The organism is Spirillospora sp. NPDC048824 (genome assembly GCF_043198455.1).
Classification (GTDB): domain Bacteria; phylum Actinomycetota; class Actinomycetes; order Streptosporangiales; family Streptosporangiaceae; genus Spirillospora.
Window position 1 is genome coordinate 99,166 of record NZ_JBICUS010000001.1, and the last position, 15,518, is coordinate 114,683.

At 72.0% G+C, this 15,518-nt stretch carries 13 protein-coding genes; 9 read left to right on the forward strand and 4 right to left on the reverse strand.

What is annotated here, in order from left to right; translation table 11 throughout:
- Positions 1 to 31 precede the first annotated feature (31 nt).
- The gene (locus ACGFIS_RS00435) at positions 32 to 931 is read right to left on the reverse strand and encodes a hydroxymethylglutaryl-CoA lyase (RefSeq protein ID WP_392907575.1); all 900 of its coding nucleotides are present in this window, start codon (positions 929 to 931) and stop codon (positions 32 to 34) included.
- 115 nt (positions 932 to 1,046) lie between these two features.
- Between ACGFIS_RS00435 and ACGFIS_RS00440 the strand changes: the two genes are divergently transcribed.
- The 6 genes from ACGFIS_RS00440 (at position 1,047) to ACGFIS_RS00465 (ending at position 9,862) form a co-directional block, all read left to right on the forward strand.
- Positions 1,047 to 1,691, forward strand: coding sequence for a GntR family transcriptional regulator (locus ACGFIS_RS00440; RefSeq protein WP_392968762.1), 645 nt, complete (start codon positions 1,047 to 1,049; stop codon positions 1,689 to 1,691).
- A gap of 116 nt (positions 1,692 to 1,807) precedes the next feature.
- Positions 1,808 to 3,031 carry a CaiB/BaiF CoA transferase family protein gene (locus ACGFIS_RS00445; RefSeq protein WP_392968765.1) on the forward strand — a complete coding sequence of 408 codons (1,224 nt, stop codon included), beginning with the start codon at positions 1,808 to 1,810 and terminating at the stop codon, positions 3,029 to 3,031.
- A gap of 22 nt (positions 3,032 to 3,053) precedes the next feature.
- Positions 3,054 to 5,117, forward strand: coding sequence for a hydantoinase/oxoprolinase family protein (locus ACGFIS_RS00450; protein WP_392907568.1), 2,064 nt, complete (start codon positions 3,054 to 3,056; stop codon positions 5,115 to 5,117).
- Positions 5,117 to 7,015: a hydantoinase B/oxoprolinase family protein gene (locus tag ACGFIS_RS00455; RefSeq protein ID WP_392907565.1), complete on the forward strand. Its 1,899-nt coding sequence runs from the start codon at positions 5,117 to 5,119 to the stop codon at positions 7,013 to 7,015. The genes ACGFIS_RS00450 and ACGFIS_RS00455 overlap by 1 nt, the downstream gene beginning before the upstream one ends.
- Complete coding sequence (locus ACGFIS_RS00460; protein WP_392907563.1) at positions 7,012 to 7,668, forward strand: isochorismatase family protein; 657 nt, start codon at positions 7,012 to 7,014, stop codon at positions 7,666 to 7,668. The genes ACGFIS_RS00455 and ACGFIS_RS00460 overlap by 4 nt, the downstream gene beginning before the upstream one ends.
- Positions 7,669 to 7,762: 94 nt before the next feature.
- On the forward strand, positions 7,763 to 9,862 hold the full coding sequence (locus tag ACGFIS_RS00465) for an MMPL family transporter (RefSeq protein ID WP_392968768.1): 2,100 nt from the start codon (positions 7,763 to 7,765) through the stop codon (positions 9,860 to 9,862).
- A gap of 78 nt (positions 9,863 to 9,940) precedes the next feature.
- Here the strand turns inward: ACGFIS_RS00465 and ACGFIS_RS00470 are convergent, their stop codons facing one another.
- From ACGFIS_RS00470 to pdhA, 3 genes are all read right to left on the reverse strand, one after another.
- Entirely contained in the window at positions 9,941 to 11,329 is a 1,389-nt protein-coding gene (locus tag ACGFIS_RS00470) for a dihydrolipoamide acetyltransferase family protein (protein WP_392968771.1), read from the reverse strand.
- Positions 11,326 to 12,360: an alpha-ketoacid dehydrogenase subunit beta gene (locus ACGFIS_RS00475; RefSeq protein ID WP_392968774.1), complete on the reverse strand. Its 1,035-nt coding sequence runs from the start codon at positions 12,358 to 12,360 to the stop codon at positions 11,326 to 11,328. The genes ACGFIS_RS00470 and ACGFIS_RS00475 overlap by 4 nt, the downstream gene beginning before the upstream one ends.
- Positions 12,361 to 12,432: 72 nt before the next feature.
- Positions 12,433 to 13,533 carry a pyruvate dehydrogenase (acetyl-transferring) E1 component subunit alpha gene (gene pdhA / locus ACGFIS_RS00480; protein ID WP_392968777.1) on the reverse strand — a complete coding sequence of 367 codons (1,101 nt, stop codon included), beginning with the start codon at positions 13,531 to 13,533 and terminating at the stop codon, positions 12,433 to 12,435.
- A gap of 120 nt (positions 13,534 to 13,653) precedes the next feature.
- Between pdhA and ACGFIS_RS00485 the strand changes: the two genes are divergently transcribed.
- From ACGFIS_RS00485 to paaB, 3 genes are all read left to right on the forward strand, one after another.
- Entirely contained in the window at positions 13,654 to 14,163 is a 510-nt protein-coding gene (locus ACGFIS_RS00485) for an Lrp/AsnC family transcriptional regulator (RefSeq protein WP_392907548.1), read from the forward strand.
- A gap of 91 nt (positions 14,164 to 14,254) precedes the next feature.
- On the forward strand, positions 14,255 to 15,223 hold the full coding sequence (gene paaA, locus ACGFIS_RS00490) for a 1,2-phenylacetyl-CoA epoxidase subunit PaaA (RefSeq protein ID WP_392907546.1): 969 nt from the start codon (positions 14,255 to 14,257) through the stop codon (positions 15,221 to 15,223).
- Positions 15,220 to 15,513, forward strand: coding sequence for a 1,2-phenylacetyl-CoA epoxidase subunit PaaB (paaB, locus tag ACGFIS_RS00495; protein WP_392907543.1), 294 nt, complete (start codon positions 15,220 to 15,222; stop codon positions 15,511 to 15,513). Before paaA ends, paaB begins: the two co-directional genes overlap by 4 nt.
- The last annotated feature ends 5 nt before the right edge of the window (positions 15,514 to 15,518 follow it).

Below are 15,518 nucleotides of genomic sequence, written 5' to 3' on the forward strand. Positions count from 1 at the left end.
CGACCGGTCGGTGCGGTCCGCCGACGTCGTGTCAGTTCGCGGCGGGGAAGGGGCCGGCGCGGCCGAGCAGCGCCTGCACCGGGCTGTCGAGACGTTCGGCGAGCCAGGCCGCCGTCTCGGTGACCGTGCTCATCTCGACGCCGGTGGCGACGCCCGTGCGGTCCAGCGCGTACACCAGGTCCTCGGTCGCGATGTTGCCGGTGGCGGCGGGCGCGAACGGGCAGCCGCCGAATCCGCCGGTGCTGGCGTCCAGCGCGCTCACCCCGTGGTCGAGCGCGGTGAGGGCGTTGGCGTACCCGGTGTTGCGGGTGTTGTGGAAGTGGCAGCGCAGCGGGACGTCCGGCGCGATCTGCGCGGCGCCCGTCAGCAGCGTGCGGACCTGCGCGGGGACGCCGACGCCGATCGTGTCGGCGATGGCGATCTCGTCGGGTTCGCTCTCGGCGACCCGCCGGACGAGGTCGAGGACCTTGTCGGCCGGCACCTCTCCCTCGAACGGGCAGCCGAACGCGGCGGCGAGGGTGACCGTGCGGTAGAGGCCCGCCTCGCGGGCCTTCTCGGCGATGGCGGTCCAGTTGGCGACGCCCTCCTCGACCGAGCAGCCCTGGTTGCGCCGGCTGAACTCGTCGGTGGACACCACCACGACGTTGACCTCGTCGACGCCGGCCGCGATCGCCCGGTCGAGGCCGCGCCGGTTGAGGACGAGCCCGGCGTAGCTGACGCCGTCCACGCGGGGGAGCCGCTCCATCACCGCCTCCGCGTCGGCCATCTGCGGGACCCGCTTGGGGTTGACGAAGCTGACGGCCTCGATCCGGCGCAGCCCGGCGGCGACGCTGCGCTCGATGAGCCGGACCTTGTCGGCGGCCGGGAGGATCGCGGCCTCGTTCTGCAGCCCGTCCCGGGGCCCCACCTCGATCACTTCGACATCCGCCATAAAGCTCCCCTTGTATGCAATCTGCGGGTGGTATGTCGAATTTACTCAGGTCACAGCTTGTGTCAAGCCTCCATGAATGCGTATGTTGCATGCAATCGACTCCGAGGAGGTTCGGATGGTCCGAGCCGTGGACCGTGTCCACACTCGGCTGCGCGCCGACATCCTGGACGGCGTCCACCCGCCCGGCACGCGCCTCGGCGAAGCCGAACTGGCCGAGGCCACCGGCTCCAGCCGGACGCCGGTCCGGGAGGCGCTGCGCAAGCTGGAGGCCGAGGGGCTGGTCGAGATCCTGCCGCACCGCGGCGCGCGGGTCCCGGACTGGACGCCGGACGACCTGGAGGAGATCTACGACCTGCGGATGCTGCTGGAGGGCGCCGCCGCCCGGCGGGCCGCCACCCGGATCGAGCCCGGGGACACCGGCCGGATGGCGGAGCTGTGCGACCTCATCGAGCGGGCCGCCGAACCGGGCGACGGGCAGGACCTCGACCGGGTCGCCGAGCTGAACGCCGAGTTCCACGGCATCGTCCGCGCCGCCGCCGCCAGCGGCCGGCTGACGTCCATGCTCAGCGCCGTCACGCAGCTTCCGCTGGTGATGCGCACCTTCCACCGCTACTCGCCGGACGACCTCGCCCGCAGCTTCGCGCACCACCGCGAACTCGTCGCCGCCCTCCGCGCCGGCGACGGCACCTGGGCCGAGTCGGTGACGCGCGCCCACGTCCTCGCCGCGAAGGCGGTGCTGCTCCGCGCCGCCGAAGCCTGAACCGGGCTCCCCGAACCGAACCGGGCTCCCCGGGCCCGACCGAACAACACGCGAGCCGACTGAACAACCCGCGAGCCGACCGAACACACGAAGGCACACGAAAGAGGACCCGCCAGATGTCCATCCAAGACGGCGCCGCACCGGACGCCCGAGGCCCGCTCTCCGACCTGCGCGTCGTGGAGATGGGCCAGCTGCTCGCCGGCCCGTTCTGCGGGCAGCTCCTCGGCGACTTCGGCGCGGAGGTGATCAAACTGGAGTCGCCGGGCGCCGGTGACCCGATGCGCCAGTGGGGACGGGAGAAGCCGCACGGCAAGTCCCTGTGGTGGCCGGTGGTCGCGCGCAACAAGAAGTCGGTGACGTGCAACCTGCGCACCCCCGAGGGGCAGGACCTCGCACGGCGGATCATCGAGCGGGCCGACATCGTGGTGGAGAACTTCCGTCCCGGGACGCTGGAGCGCTGGGGCCTGGACTTCGACCGGCTCCGGGAGACCAACCCGGGGCTCGTGCTGGTGCGCGTGTCGGGCTTCGGGCAGAGCGGCCCGTACGCCCCGCGCGCCGGATACGGGTCCATCGGCGAGGCGATGGGCGGCATCAGGTACGTGACCGGCGACGCGGACAAGGCCCCGTCCCGCGCCGGGATCTCGCTCGGCGACTCGCTCGCCGCGGTGTTCGCCACGATCGGCACCCTCGTCGCGGTGCATCACCGCACCCGCACCGGGCGGGGGCAGATCGTCGACTCGGCCATCTACGAGGCGGTGCTGGCGATGATGGAGTCGCTGCTGCCCGAGTGGGCCGTCGCCGGCTACCAGCGCGAACGCACCGGGTCCGTGCTGCCGAACGTGTCGCCCAGCAACGTCTACCCGACCGCGTCCGGCGAGATGATCCTGATCGCCGCCAACCAGGACACCGTCTTCGCGCGGCTCGCGAAGACGATGGGCCGCGCGGAGCTGAGCGACGACCCGCGCTACGCCGGGCACGCCGCCCGCGGTCAGAACATGGCCGAGCTGGACGAGCTGATCTCCGCCTGGTCGGCGGGCATCGAGACGGGCGAGCTCCTGGAGACCCTCCACGCGAACGGCGTCCCGGCGGGCCGGATCTACACCGCCCGGGACATGTTCGAGGACCCGCACTTCGCCGCCCGCGACGCGATCGTGCGGCTGGCGCACCCCGACTTCGGCGAACTGCCGATGCACAACGCGTTTCCCAAGCTCAGCGAGTCCCCCGGGTCGGTCCGGCACCCCGGCCCGGGGCTCGGCGAGCACAACCAGGAGGTGTACGGGGGCCTCCTGGACCTTCACAAGGACGAGATCGCCGCGCTGTCGGAGCGCGGGATCGTCTGACCCACGGCACCGGGAGGCCACGATGGGATATCGCCTAGGCGTTGATGTAGGAGGCACGTTCACCGACGTGCTGCTCGTGGACGAGGGGACCGGCGTCAGCCACCGGGCGAAGACGGCGTCCACCCCGGCCGACCAGTCCCAGGGCGTCCTCAACGGCATCCGGAAGGTGTGCCGGGACGCCGGGATCGACCTGACCGAGGTCGCGCACGTCCTGCACGGAACGACGGTCGCGACCAACGCGATCCTGCAGGGCAAGGGGGCGCGGGTCGGGCTGGTCACGACCCAGGGGTTCCGCCAGGTCCTGCAAATCGCCCGGTCGTACGTGCCGGGCGGCCTGGCCGGCTGGATCATCTGGCCGAAGCCGGAGCCGCTGGCCAAGCTGGAGCACACGGTGGAGATCCCCGGCCGGATCGCCGCCGACGGCTCCGTCGTCACCCCGCTGGACGAGGAGCGCGCCCGCGCCGAGCTGCGCAGGCTCGCCGGGGCGGGGATCGAGGCGCTGACCATCGCGCTGATCAACTCGTATGCGAGCGACGAGCACGAGCGGCGGGTGGCGGAGCTGGCGGCCGAGGAGCTGCCGGGCGTCCCGGTGTCGCTGTCCAGCCACGTCCTGCCGGAGATGCGCGAGTACGAGCGCACCGTCACGACCGTGGCCAACAGCTACGTCCAGCCGGAGGTGTCCCGCTACGTCAGCAATCTGGACCGTTCCCTGACCGGCAGCGGGATCACCGCGCCGCTGTCGGTGCTGCGCAGCGACGGCGGGCTGACCAAGGCCGCGAAGGCCGCGGAGGACCCGGTGGCGCTGCTGCTGTCCGGCCCCGCCGGCGGTGTGACGGGGGCGGCCTGGTTCGCCGAGCAGGCCGGCCACCCCGACTTCCTCACCTTCGACATGGGCGGCACCTCCACCGACGTGGCGCTCGTTCTCGGCGGGAAGCCGCGGATCGGGCGGGAGACCAGCGTCGGCGACCTGACCGTCCGCGCCACCAGCGTCGACGTCCGCTCGGTCGGCGCCGGTGGCGGCTCGATCGCGCACGTCCCCGAGCTGACCAAGGCGCTGCGGGTCGGCCCCCAGTCCGCGGGCGCCGACCCGGGCCCGGCCGCGTACGGGGCGGGCGGCACCGAACCCACCGTCACCGACGCCAACGTCGTCCTCGGCCACCTGCCGCAGGACCTCGCGGGCGGCGAGATCTCGCTGGACGTCGAGGCCGCCCGCAAGGCCGTACGCGGCGTCGCCGACGCGATGGGGCTGCCCAGCGTGGAGGCCGCGGCGGCGGGCATCGTCGACATCGTCAACGAGAACATGCTCGGCGCGCTCCGGCTGATCAGCGTCCAGCAGGGCTTCGACCCGCGCGACTTCGCGCTCGTGTCGTTCGGCGGCGCCGGGCCCCTGCACGCCAACGCGCTCGGCCGGCTGACCGGCTCCTGGCCGGTGATCGTCCCGCCGTCGCCGGGCGTCCTGTGCGCCTACGGGGACGCGACGACCTGCGCCCGCGACGAGGCCGCCCGCACGATGGTGCGCCGGTTCTCCACCCTCGGCGACGCCGAACTGCGCACCGCGCTCCTCGAACTGGCCGACACCGCCGCCGCGCGGCTGGAGGCGGAGGGCGTGCCGCGCGACACCCAGACCCAGAGCTACCAGATCGACCTGCGCTACCACGGGCAGGGCTTCGAGATCCCCGTCGAGCTGGAACGCGACGTCGTCGACGGCGATCTGCTGGCCGAGCTGGGCGCCGCGTTCGACGCCGAGCACAAGCGGCTGTTCTCCTTCCTGCTCGACAACGAGCGCGAGGTGATCAACCTGCGGGTCACGGTGAGCGGCCCGCGCCCGGAGGTCGCCTGGCGCACCCTTCCGGAGGGGACCGGCGACCCGTCCGCGGCGCTGGTCCGCGAGACCGAGGTGTGGATGGGCGGCGCGACCGCGTCCGCCCGCGTCTTCGACCGTTCCAAACTGCTCGCCGGGGACGTCGTGACCGGCCCGGCCGTGGTGGTCGAGATGGACTCCACCACCCTCGTGCTGCCCGGGCACGCCGCGACCGTGCACCCCAGCGGCAGCCTCCTGATCCGTCCGCTGAACGAGGAGATCTGATGGCCGAGATCATCCAGACCAACACGGAGCCGGCCGGCCGCGTCGACGTCGACCCGGTCACCCTGGACATCATCGAGAACGCGCTGCGCAACGCGCGCTACGAGATGGACGAGGTCCTCTTCCGCACCGCGCTGTCGCCGGGCATCCGCGAGCAGCACGACGAGTTCCCGCTGATCGCGAACCCGGACGGCAAGATGGTCGTCGGCCAGTTCGGGCTGTCGGTCCCCGACTTCCTCGACAACTTCGACGGGACGATCGGCGAGGGCGACATCCTGATGACGTCCGACCCGTACGCGTGCGGCGCGGCGATCAGCCACGCCAACGACTGGCTGCTGGTGGTGCCGATCTTCCACGAGGGCCGGCTGGTGGGCTGGTCGTCGATGTTCGGGCACATGTCGGACGTGGGCGGCAAGACGCCCAGTTCGATGCCCGCCGACGCCCGCACCATCTACGAGGAGGGCGTGATCGTCCCGCCCTTCAAGCTGTACGAGGCCGGCAAGCTCAACGAGGCCGCGCTGAACATCATCCTCAACCAGGTGCGCATGCCGGACTGGAACCGGGCGGACCTGAACGGGCTGACCGCCGCCTGCACCACGGCCGCGCGCCGGGTGACCGAGCTGTGCGACCGGTTCGGCGTCGAGACGTACCTGTCCGCGCTGGACAACCTGCTGGACCGCAACTACCAGGCCATGAAGGTGCTGCTGGCGACGCTGTTCGACGACGGCCAGACGCTGGAGTTCGCCGACTACATCTGCGACGACGGCTGCGGGTACGGCCCCTACGAGCTGAAGATCTCGCTGACCCGGACCGGCGAGAAGATCCATCTGGACTTCTCGCACGCCGCCCCGCAGGCGGTGGGCCCGATCAACTACTTCATCAACGAGAACCTCGTCCGGATGTTCTTCGGGATCTACGTGATCACGGTCGCGGACCCGCAGATCCTGTGGAACGACGGCTTCTACCCGCTGATCGACGTGACGATCCCCGAGGACTCGTTCTGGAAGCCCCGCCATCCCGCCGCGCTGAACGCCCGCAACCACGGCATCGGCCGGGTGTTCGACCTGTTCGGCGGGCTGCTCGGCCAGACCAACCCGGAGATCCTCAACGCCGCCGGGTTCTCGTCGTCGCCGCACTTCATGTACTCCGGGCACTACACGTCCGGGCCGCGTGAGGGCGAGTGGTTCCAGCTGTACTCGATCGGGTTCGGCGGCGTACCGGGGCGCCCGGTCGGGGACGGCCCCGACGGGCATTCGCTGTGGCCGTCGTTCGTCAACATCCCGTGCGAGTACCTGGAGTCGTACTACCCGCTGCGCATCGAGCGGTGGGAGACGATCGCCGACTCCGGCGGCGCCGGGCTGCACCGCGGCGGCAACGGCGTCGACGTCGCCTACTGCTTCGAGGAGCCGGGCACGATCGCGATCCACGACGACCGCTGGCTCACCTACCCGTGGGGCGTGAACGGCGGACGCCCGGGGGAGCGGGGCCGCAAGTGGATCGACCGGGCCGACGGCACCCGCGAGGTGCTGCCCAGCAAGATCCATGACGTTCCGGTCGGCCCCGGCGACGTCCTGCACTTCGTCACGTGGGGCGGCGGCGGATGGGGCGACCCCCTGGCGCGTCCCGCCGACGGCGTCGCGCTGGAGGTGCGGCGCGGGCTGGTGACCGCCGACGGCGCCCGCGACTACGGCGTCGTCTGCACCGCCGAGGGCGTGCTCGACGAGCAGGCCACCGAACGCCTCCGCGCGGAGATGACCGCCGCGCGGACGGAGATCCCCGTGTTCGACATGGGCCCGCCGCTGGAGGAGATCCTCGCCCGCTGCGAGGAGGAGACCGGCCTGCCGGCGCCCAGCCCGCCGGTCGACGTCCGTTCCGCCGCCGCCCTGCGCGCCCGGCGATGAGCGGCGGCGGGCCGGCGGGGGACCGCGACCTCGCCGAGGACTACCGCGGCTCCGGCTTCGGCGCGAGCCTCGGCTGCGGCACCTCACCCGCGGTGCTGGTCGTCGACCTGGCCCGCGCCTACCTGGTGGACGGGTCGCCGCTGCGCGCCCCGGTCGAGGACGCGGTGGCCGCGTCCATCACGCTGATCGGGGCGGCGCGGACGGCCGGGCTGCCGGTGCTGTTCACCCGGGTGAGCTACCGGCCCGGGGCCGCCGACGGCGGGCTGTTCCGCCGCAAGGTCCCCGCGCTGCGCGTCTTCGAAGAAGGCAGCCCCCTCGGCGATTTCGCCGAGGGGGCCGCCCCCGCGCCGGGCGAGACGGTCGTCACCAAGCAGTACGCGAGCGCGTTCCACGGCACGTCGCTCGCGGCCACGCTGACCGCGTCCGGCATCGACACCCTGCTGATCTGCGGCCTGACCACCAGCGGATGCATCCGGGCCACCGCGACCGACGCCCTCCAGCACGGGTTCCGGCCCCTGGTGGTGGACGAGGCGTGCGGAGACCGTGACCGCCGCCTGCACGAGGCCAACCTGCTCGACCTGGAGGCCAAGTACGCCGACGTCCTGTCCCTCGATCAAGCCCTGGCCACGATCAAGGGGGTGAGAGGTTACTGATCTGAGGCTTACGGGCCGGTGATGTTTGGTCGTCCGGCGGCGGGAAGATCCCTGAGGGCATGCCCGCTGAACCCGACGTCGCTAGGAACGGTGGATGTCCGCACCACGAGCCGTCCGCTGGATCATTCCGGTCGCCCTCGTCCTGGCCTGGCTGGCCATCGGCGGCGCGTTCGGCCCGTACGCGGGCAAGCTGGGCGAGGTCGCCACCAACGAGCAGTCCACGTTCCTGCCCAGCAGCGCCGAGTCGACGCGGGTGCTGGAGCAGCAGGCGGCGTTCCAGCGGCAGCCCACGGTCCCGGCCATCGTCGTGTGGGAGGCCCGCGACGGCGGCATCTCGCCTGATCAGCGCGCGGCGGCGCAGCGTGCGCTCTCGTCCCTCCAGGGCGCACCGTACATCGCGGGCGCCCCGTCCCCGATCATTCCGTCGCAGGACGGGGCGGCGATGAGCGGCGTCGTGCAGGTCGGCGCCGACGTCGGTGAGCGGGCCCCGGACGTCGTGGACCGCATCCGCGAGGCGGCGGGGCAGGTCCCCGGGGCGGGCGTCTACGTGGGCGGGCCCGTCGCCATCCAGGCCGACTTCTCCGAGACCTTCGCCGGCATCGACACCTTGCTGCTGCTCGTCGCCGTCAGCGTGGTGCTGCTGATCCTGCTGCTCGTCTACCGCAGCGTCCTGCTGCCTCTGGCGATCATCCTCGGCTCGGTGTTCGCGCTCGCGCTCGCCACCGCGGTCACCTACGCCCTGGCCGAGGCCGACATCGTGACGGTGAGCGGCCAGGTGCAGGGCATCCTGTTCATCCTGGTCATCGGTGCGAGCACCGACTACGGCCTGTTGCTGTCGGCCCGGTTCCGGGAGGAGCTCGCCGGGCGGCAGGACTCGCTGCCCGCCGTGTGGACCGCGTGGCGGCGGTCGGCCAGCGCCATCGTCGCCAGCGGCTCCACCGTGGGCCTCGGCCTCCTCGCGCTGCTGCTCAGCGAGCTGTCCAGCAACCGCGCGCTGGGACCGGTCGGCGCGATCGGCATCGGCTGCTCCCTGCTGAGCGCGCTCACCTTCCTGCCCGCCGTCCTGGGCCTGCTCGGACGCGCGGCCTACTGGCCCGCCCGGCCGGGCTCGTCCGGGCACGGGGTCTGGGACCGTGTCGCGGGCCTGCTGGACCGCCGCGCGCGCCGGGTCTGGGCGAGCTGCCTGATCGTGCTGGTCGCTGGTGCCGCGTTCATGCCCCAGCTGCGCACCGGAGGGGTTCCCCTGAGTGAGACGTTCGTCGGCGAGACGTCCTCGGTGAGGGCGCAGGAAGTCCTCGACGAGCATTTCCCGGGCGGCTCGGGAAACCCGGCCATCGTGATCACCGACGCGTCGGCGCTGCAGCAGGTGGTCTCCGCCGCGCGGAACACCGACGGCGTCTCCAGTGTCCGCCCCCGCACCGCGGAGGGTGGACGGCCCCTCGTCGTCGACGGCCGGGCCCTGGCGGAGGTCACGCTGTCCGCACCCGCCGACAGCGACGCGGCCCGGACGGCCGTCGAGGAACTCCGCGAGAACGTCCACGGCGTCTCCGGCGCCGGCGCGCTCGTCGGCGGCTTCACCGCTCAGCAGGTCGACACTCAGGCGTCCGCCGAGCGCGACCGCAACGTCATCATCCCGGTCGTCCTCGTGATCATCCTGGCGATCCTGATCGTTCTGCTCCGCTCGCTGCTGATGCCGGTGATCCTCGTCGCGACCGTCGCGCTCAGCTACCTGGCGACCCTCGGCGTCGCCGCGATCGTCTTCCAGAACATCCTCGGCTTCACCGCCATCGATCCCTCGGTGGTCCTGTACGGGTTCATCTTCCTGGTCGCGCTCGGCGTCGACTACAACATCTTCCTGATGACCCGTGTGCGCGAGGAGTCGCTTCGGCACGGTGCGCGCAGCGGCGTCCTGCGGGGGCTCACCGTGACCGGCGGCGTCATCACCTCGGCCGGCGTGGTGCTCGCGGCCACCTTCGCCGCCCTCGTCGTCATCCCGCTCGCGTTCCTGCTCCAGATCGCCTTCATCGTGGCGTTCGGGGTCCTGCTGGACACCCTTCTCGTGCGGTCGCTCCTGGTGCCCGCCCTCGTCCGCGACGCGGGCCCGATCCTGTGGTGGCCCGGCGTCCTGTACCGGCGCGCACGCGACGCGAAGCACGCCGACCAGGCCGAACGCCCCGATCGCATCACCCACTGAAGGATCCGCCATGCGACGATGAGGGGATCCCCGGCCGGAACCGCACTCACGCACAGCAAGCTTCCGGGCCGGGTGGGCTCAGACGTGGGCGAGGAGGACCGCCGGGTTCTCGACGCAGTCGGCCACGTGGCGGAGGAAGCCGCCGGCGGTGCCGCCGTCGCAGACCCTGTGGTCGAAGGCGAGGGAGAGCTGGGCGACCTTGCGGGGTGTGACGGCGCCGCCGACGACCCAGGGCCGGTCGATGACGCGGCCCACGCCGAGGAGCGCCGCTTCGGGATGGTTGATGATCGGGGTGGACCCGTCCACGCCGAAGACCCCGTAGTTGTTGAGCGTGAACGTGCCGCCGGTCAACGCCTCGGGAGGCAGGTTGCCCGCGCGTGCGAGGCCCGTGAGCCGGGTCAGTTCCGCCGCCAGCTGCGCGGTCGTCATCCGGTGCGCGTCCCGGACGACCGGGACGACGAGGCCGCGGTCGGTCTGCGCGGCGAAGCCCAGGTTGACGTGCCCGTACCGGACGATCTCGGCCCGGCCGGTGTCGACCGAGGAGTTCAGTTCGGGGAACCGCCGCAGGCCGGACACGCAGATGCGGGCCAGGAGGGCGAGGAGCCCGATGCCGAGGTCCGGGCGGGCCTGCCGCAGTTCGTCCTTCATCGCGAGCAGGCCGGTCGCGTCGACGTCCACCCAGGTCGTCGCGTCGGGGATCTCGGTGCGGCTCCGGGTCAGCTTGTCGGCCACCGCCCGGCGCAGGCCGCGCAACGGGATGCGCTCCGTCGTTCCGGCGGGTGGGGTCGTTTCGGCGGGCGGGGTCTTCTCGGCCGGTTGATGCTCGTCTGCCGGTGGGGTCTTCTCGGGTGCCGCCTTAACGGCGACGGCCTGTTCGACGTCGCGGCGGAGGATCACGCCGTGCGGTCCGGTGGGGGTGACGGCGGTGAGGTCCAGGCCGTTCTCGCGGGCGAGCCTGCGGACGAGCGGGGAGATCACGCGGGGTGCCCGCGGCTTGCGGTCGTGGTGCCGCCTCCGCCGGGTGGGCGTGTGGCCGGTGCCGTAGCCGATCAGGACGTTGCCGGAGCCCGCCCGTTCCTCTTCGCGGTAGCGGGCCGCCGCGGGCTCGTCCGCTGGGGGCTCGCCCGCGGGGGGCTCGTCCGCGGGGGGCTCGTCCGCGGGGGGCTCGTCCGCGGGGGGCTCGTCCGCGGGGGGCTCGTCCGCGGGGGGCTCGTCCGCGGGGCCGACGTCGATGAGGGGCTCGCCGACCGCGAGGACGGTGCCGGGCTCCGCGTGCAGGGTCAGCACCGTCCCGGCATAAGGGACGGGTACCTCCACGGCCGCTTTGGCGGTCTCGACCTCGACCACGATCTGGTCGATCCCGACCGTGTCGCCGGCGGCGACCTTCCATTCGACGATCTCGGCCTCGGTCAGGCCCTCGCCGAGGTCGGGCAGCCGGAACACCTGCCGCGAGACGGCGGCCGTCATGATCGCTCCCGCGCCAGGTGGAGGACGTCGGGCTCGTCGTCGAACTGGAGCCGGTCGACCGCGTCGAGGATCCGGTCGGCGTCCGGAAGGTGTGAGTGCTCCAGTTTCGGGGGCGGGTAGGGGATGTCGAACCCGGTGACGCGCAGCACCGGGGCGGCCAGCGAGTGGAAGCAGCGTTCCTGCACGCGCGCCGCGATCTCCGCGCCGACCCCGGCGAACCCCTGTGCCTCCTGGACGACCACGCAGCGGCCCGTCTTGCGCACCGAGGACACGACGGTCTCGTCGTCGAACGGGACGATCGTCCGCAGGTCGACGACCTCCAGGGCGATGCCGTCCTGTGCTGCGGCCTCGGCCGCCTGGAGCGCCACCGGGACGGCCGGCCCGTAGGCGACGAGCGTGGCGTCCCGGCCCTCACGCCGTATCGCGGCCTGCCCGAACCCGGCCGCCCGCCGGCCGGCGGGCGTGACCTCGTCCTTGGACCAGTACAGCCGCTTGGGCTCCATGAAGATCACCGGGTCGGGGTCGGTGACGGCGTCGCGCAGCAGCCAGTACGCGTCGTCGGGGGTCGCGGGCGTGACGACCTTCAATCCCGGAGTGTGCGCGTAGTAGGCCTCGCTGGAGTCGCAGTGGTGCTCGACGCCGCCGATGCCGCCCGCGTAGGGGATGCGGATCACCATCGGCAGGGACATCCGGCCGCGGGTCCGGTTGCGGAACTTCGCCACGTGCGAGGCGATCTGCTCGAAGGCCGGGTAGGCGAACGCGTCGAACTGCATCTCGACGACCGGGCGGAAGCCGCCCATGGCCATGCCGACGGCGAGGCCCACGATGCCCGCCTCGGCCAGCGGGGTGTCGAAGCACCGGTCCTCGCCGAACTCGGCGGTCAGCCCGTCGGTGACGCGGAAGACGCCGCCGAGCGGGCCGACGTCCTCGCCGAAGACGAGTACGCGCTCGTCGTCGCGCAACGCGTCCCGCAGCGCCGTGTTCAGCGCCTGTGCCATGGTCAGCGCGGTCTGCGCGGTCTGCGCGGTCATGTCGGTTCTCCGGGGGCCGTCGGCATTGCCTGCGCCATGGTCAGCGCCGTCTGCCCGGTCTGCGCGGTCATGTCAGTCCTCCGGGGCGGTCAGCTCGGACGCCAGCAGCGCCCGCTGCTCGCGCAGCTGGGGCGTGGGTTCGGCGAAGACGTGGTCGAACAGCTCGAAGGAGTCCGTCTCGGGATCGGTGTTCATCTCGTCGCGGACGCGGGCGGCGAACTCCTCGGCGGTCTTGTGCGCCCAGTCGATGTCCTCCGCGCCGAGCAGGCCCCGGTCGCGCAGATGGGTCTCCAGGCGGGCGAGGGGGTCGGCCGCCTCCCACTGCTCGACCTCCTCCGCCTCCCGGTACCGGGTGGGGTCGTCGGCGTTGGTGTGGGCGTCCATCCGGTAGGTGTGCGCCTCCACCAGGAACGGGCCGCGTCCGGTCCGCGCGTGGTCCACGGCGGCCGTCAGGACGGACAGCACCGCGACGAGGTCGTTGCCGTCCACCTGCTCGGACCGGACGCCGTAGCCGATCCCCTTGTAGGCGAGGGCGGGCGCGGCGGTCTGCTTGGCCAGCGGCACCGAGATCGCGTACTTGTTGTTCTGCACGAAGAACACGACGGGTGCGTGGAGGACGGCCGCGTAGTTGAGCGCTTCGTGGAAGTCGCCCTCGCTGGTGCCGCCGTCGCCGACGAAGGCCATCACGACGCCGTCCTCGCCCTTGCGGCGGAGCGCGTCCGCCATGCCCACGGCGTGGACGGTCTGGGTGGCGAGCGGTGTGCACTGGGGTGCGACGCGTGTCGCCGCCGGATCATATCCGCAGTGCCATCCGCCCCGCAGCAGGGTGAGCGCCTCGACGGGGTCGATGCCGCGGGAGATCAGGGCCACCGTGTCCCGGTACGTCGGGAACAGCCAGTCCTCCTCCCGCAGCGCGAGGACGCCCGCGATCTGGCAGGCCTCCTGCCCGCGGCTGGACGGGTAGACGGCGAGCCGGCCCTGCCTGGTCAGCGCGGTCGCCTGGCCGTCGAAGCGGCGGCCGAGGACCATCCGGCGGTACGCCTCCACCAGCTCCTCGTCCGCCGGCATCGGGTAACCGGCGGGCGGTTCGACGGCCGTGCCGTCCTCGGCGACGAAGCGCACCGGGACGGGCGAGGGGAGCAGGTCGTCGACCGCCTGGGGATGTGTCCTCACGGCGAGGCCCACTTTCTCTGGACGCTTGACAGGCAAAGCGTCCGCCTCGCTGGCCATCTGTTCAAGACACCGGCCATGATGGGCGACAAGTGGTTCACAGAGAGGCTTGGAGAAGACCAAATGTCGACCGAAGAGGGTGCTGAGGGCGGCTGGCTCGGACGTTCTGCCGCACGGCTGGACGCGGTCGACCGCGCGATCATCGGCGAGCTGCTGCGCGACGGGCGGATCTCGGTGCGGGCCCTCGCCGAGCGCGTCCACATCTCCCGCGCCAACGCCTACGCCCGGCTCACCCGGCTGATGGACGACGGGGTGATCACCGGTTTCACGGCCGAGCTGGCGCCGCAGCGGGCGGGCCTGGGCACCAGCGCCTATGTGTCGGTCACCATCGAGCAGAACGCCTGGCGCGCGATGTCGGCGAGGCTCCGGGAGATCCCCTATGTCGAGCATTTCGCGATGGTCGGCGGTGACTACGACGTCCTGGTCCTGGTCAGGGCTCCGGACAACGAGGCGCTGAGGCATGTGGTGCTGGAGCGCATCCAGGACATCCCCGGTGTCCGCGCCACCCGCACGTGGCTGGTGTTCGACGAGGCCCGCGGCCGGGGTGCCGAGTGGGGATCTCGGAAGAGTTGACGTGCCCGTTGACCTGGACTTGTTGCGCGAATCGGGCGTCCGTGCGACCTTATTACTGACCGAGCGATAAGTAATTGTCTCGGAGGGGACGATGACGACGACTCCGGTGGAACCGGAACTGGAGGAGCGCCTCCAGGCGGCCTTCGACGCGACCATCGCGCGCCACGACCGCATCGAGCCCAGGGACTGGATGCCGGACGCCTACCGCAGGACGCTCGTGCGGCAGATCGCCCAGCACGCGCACTCGGAGATCATCGGCATGCAGCCCGAGGGCAACTGGATCGGCCGCGCCCCGTCCCTGCGCCGCAAGGCGATCCTGCTGGCCAAGGTGCAGGACGAGGCCGGCCACGGCCTCTACCTCTACTCGGCGTGCGAGACCCTCGGCGTCTCCCGCGCCGAGCTGACCGGCATGCTGCTGTCCGGCAAGCAGAAGTACTCGTCGATCTTCAACTATCCGACGCTGTCGTACGCCGACGTCGGCACGATCGGCTGGCTCGTCGACGGCGCCGCCATCGTCAACCAGGTGCCGCTCTGCCGCACCTCCTACGGCCCGTACGGCCGCGCCATGATCCGCATCTGCAAGGAGGAGTCCTTCCACCAGCGGCAGGGCTTCGAGCTGCTGATGACGATGATGCGCGGCACCGACGCCCAGCGCGCCATGGTCCAGGAGTCGGTCGACCGGTTCTGGTGGCCGTCGCTCATGATGTTCGGCCCGCCGGACGCCGAGTCCCCCAACAGCGCGCGGTCGATGGCGTGGGGCGTCAAACGCAACTCCAACGACGAACTGCGGCAGAAGTTCGTCGACATGACCGTCCCGCAGGCCGAGGCGCTCGGGGTGACGCTGCCCGATCCGAACCTGCGCTGGAACGAGGAACGCGGCCACCACGACTTCGGCGAACCCGACTGGGAGGAGTTCGCCGCCGTCGTCGGCGGCAACGGGCCGTGCAACACCCAGCGTCTGGCGCACCGCCGCGCCGCCCACGACGACGGCGCCTGGGTACGCGAGGCCGCGTCGGCGTTCGCGAACCGGCAGGGCTCCGCAGAAGGAGGTGCCAGATGAACGAGAACAGACGCGAGTGGCCGCTCTATGAGGTGTTCGTCCGTGGCAAGCGCGGCCTCAACCACGTCCATGTCGGGTCGCTGCACGCACCGGACGACACGATGGCCCTGCGCCACGCGCGCGACGTCTACACGCGGCGCAACGAGGGCGTGAGCATCTGGGTCGTGCGGGCCGACGCCATCACGGCGTCCAGCCCGGACGAGAAGGACCCGCTGTTCGCGCCGAACGGCGACAAGGTCTACCGGCACCCGACGTTCTACGACATCCCCGGGAACGTCCCGCACATGTGACCGGA

Coding starts and splice junctions, on each gene's coding strand:
- ACGFIS_RS00435 (WP_392907575.1), bottom strand. CDS start 931: ATGGCGGATGTCGAAGTGATCGAGGTGGGGCCCCGGGACGGGCTGCAG.
- ACGFIS_RS00440 (WP_392968762.1), top strand. CDS start 1,047: ATGGTCCGAGCCGTGGACCGTGTCCACACTCGGCTGCGCGCCGACATC.
- ACGFIS_RS00445 (WP_392968765.1), top strand. CDS start 1,808: ATGTCCATCCAAGACGGCGCCGCACCGGACGCCCGAGGCCCGCTCTCC.
- ACGFIS_RS00450 (WP_392907568.1), top strand. CDS start 3,054: ATGGGATATCGCCTAGGCGTTGATGTAGGAGGCACGTTCACCGACGTG.
- ACGFIS_RS00455 (WP_392907565.1), top strand. CDS start 5,117: ATGGCCGAGATCATCCAGACCAACACGGAGCCGGCCGGCCGCGTCGAC.
- ACGFIS_RS00460 (WP_392907563.1), top strand. CDS start 7,012: ATGAGCGGCGGCGGGCCGGCGGGGGACCGCGACCTCGCCGAGGACTAC.
- ACGFIS_RS00465 (WP_392968768.1), top strand. CDS start 7,763: ATGTCCGCACCACGAGCCGTCCGCTGGATCATTCCGGTCGCCCTCGTC.
- ACGFIS_RS00470 (WP_392968771.1), bottom strand. CDS start 11,329: ATGACGGCCGCCGTCTCGCGGCAGGTGTTCCGGCTGCCCGACCTCGGC.
- ACGFIS_RS00475 (WP_392968774.1), bottom strand. CDS start 12,360: ATGACCGCGCAGACCGCGCAGACCGCGCTGACCATGGCACAGGCGCTG.
- ACGFIS_RS00485 (WP_392907548.1), top strand. CDS start 13,654: ATGTCGACCGAAGAGGGTGCTGAGGGCGGCTGGCTCGGACGTTCTGCC.
- paaA (WP_392907546.1), top strand. CDS start 14,255: ATGACGACGACTCCGGTGGAACCGGAACTGGAGGAGCGCCTCCAGGCG.
- paaB (WP_392907543.1), top strand. CDS start 15,220: ATGAACGAGAACAGACGCGAGTGGCCGCTCTATGAGGTGTTCGTCCGT.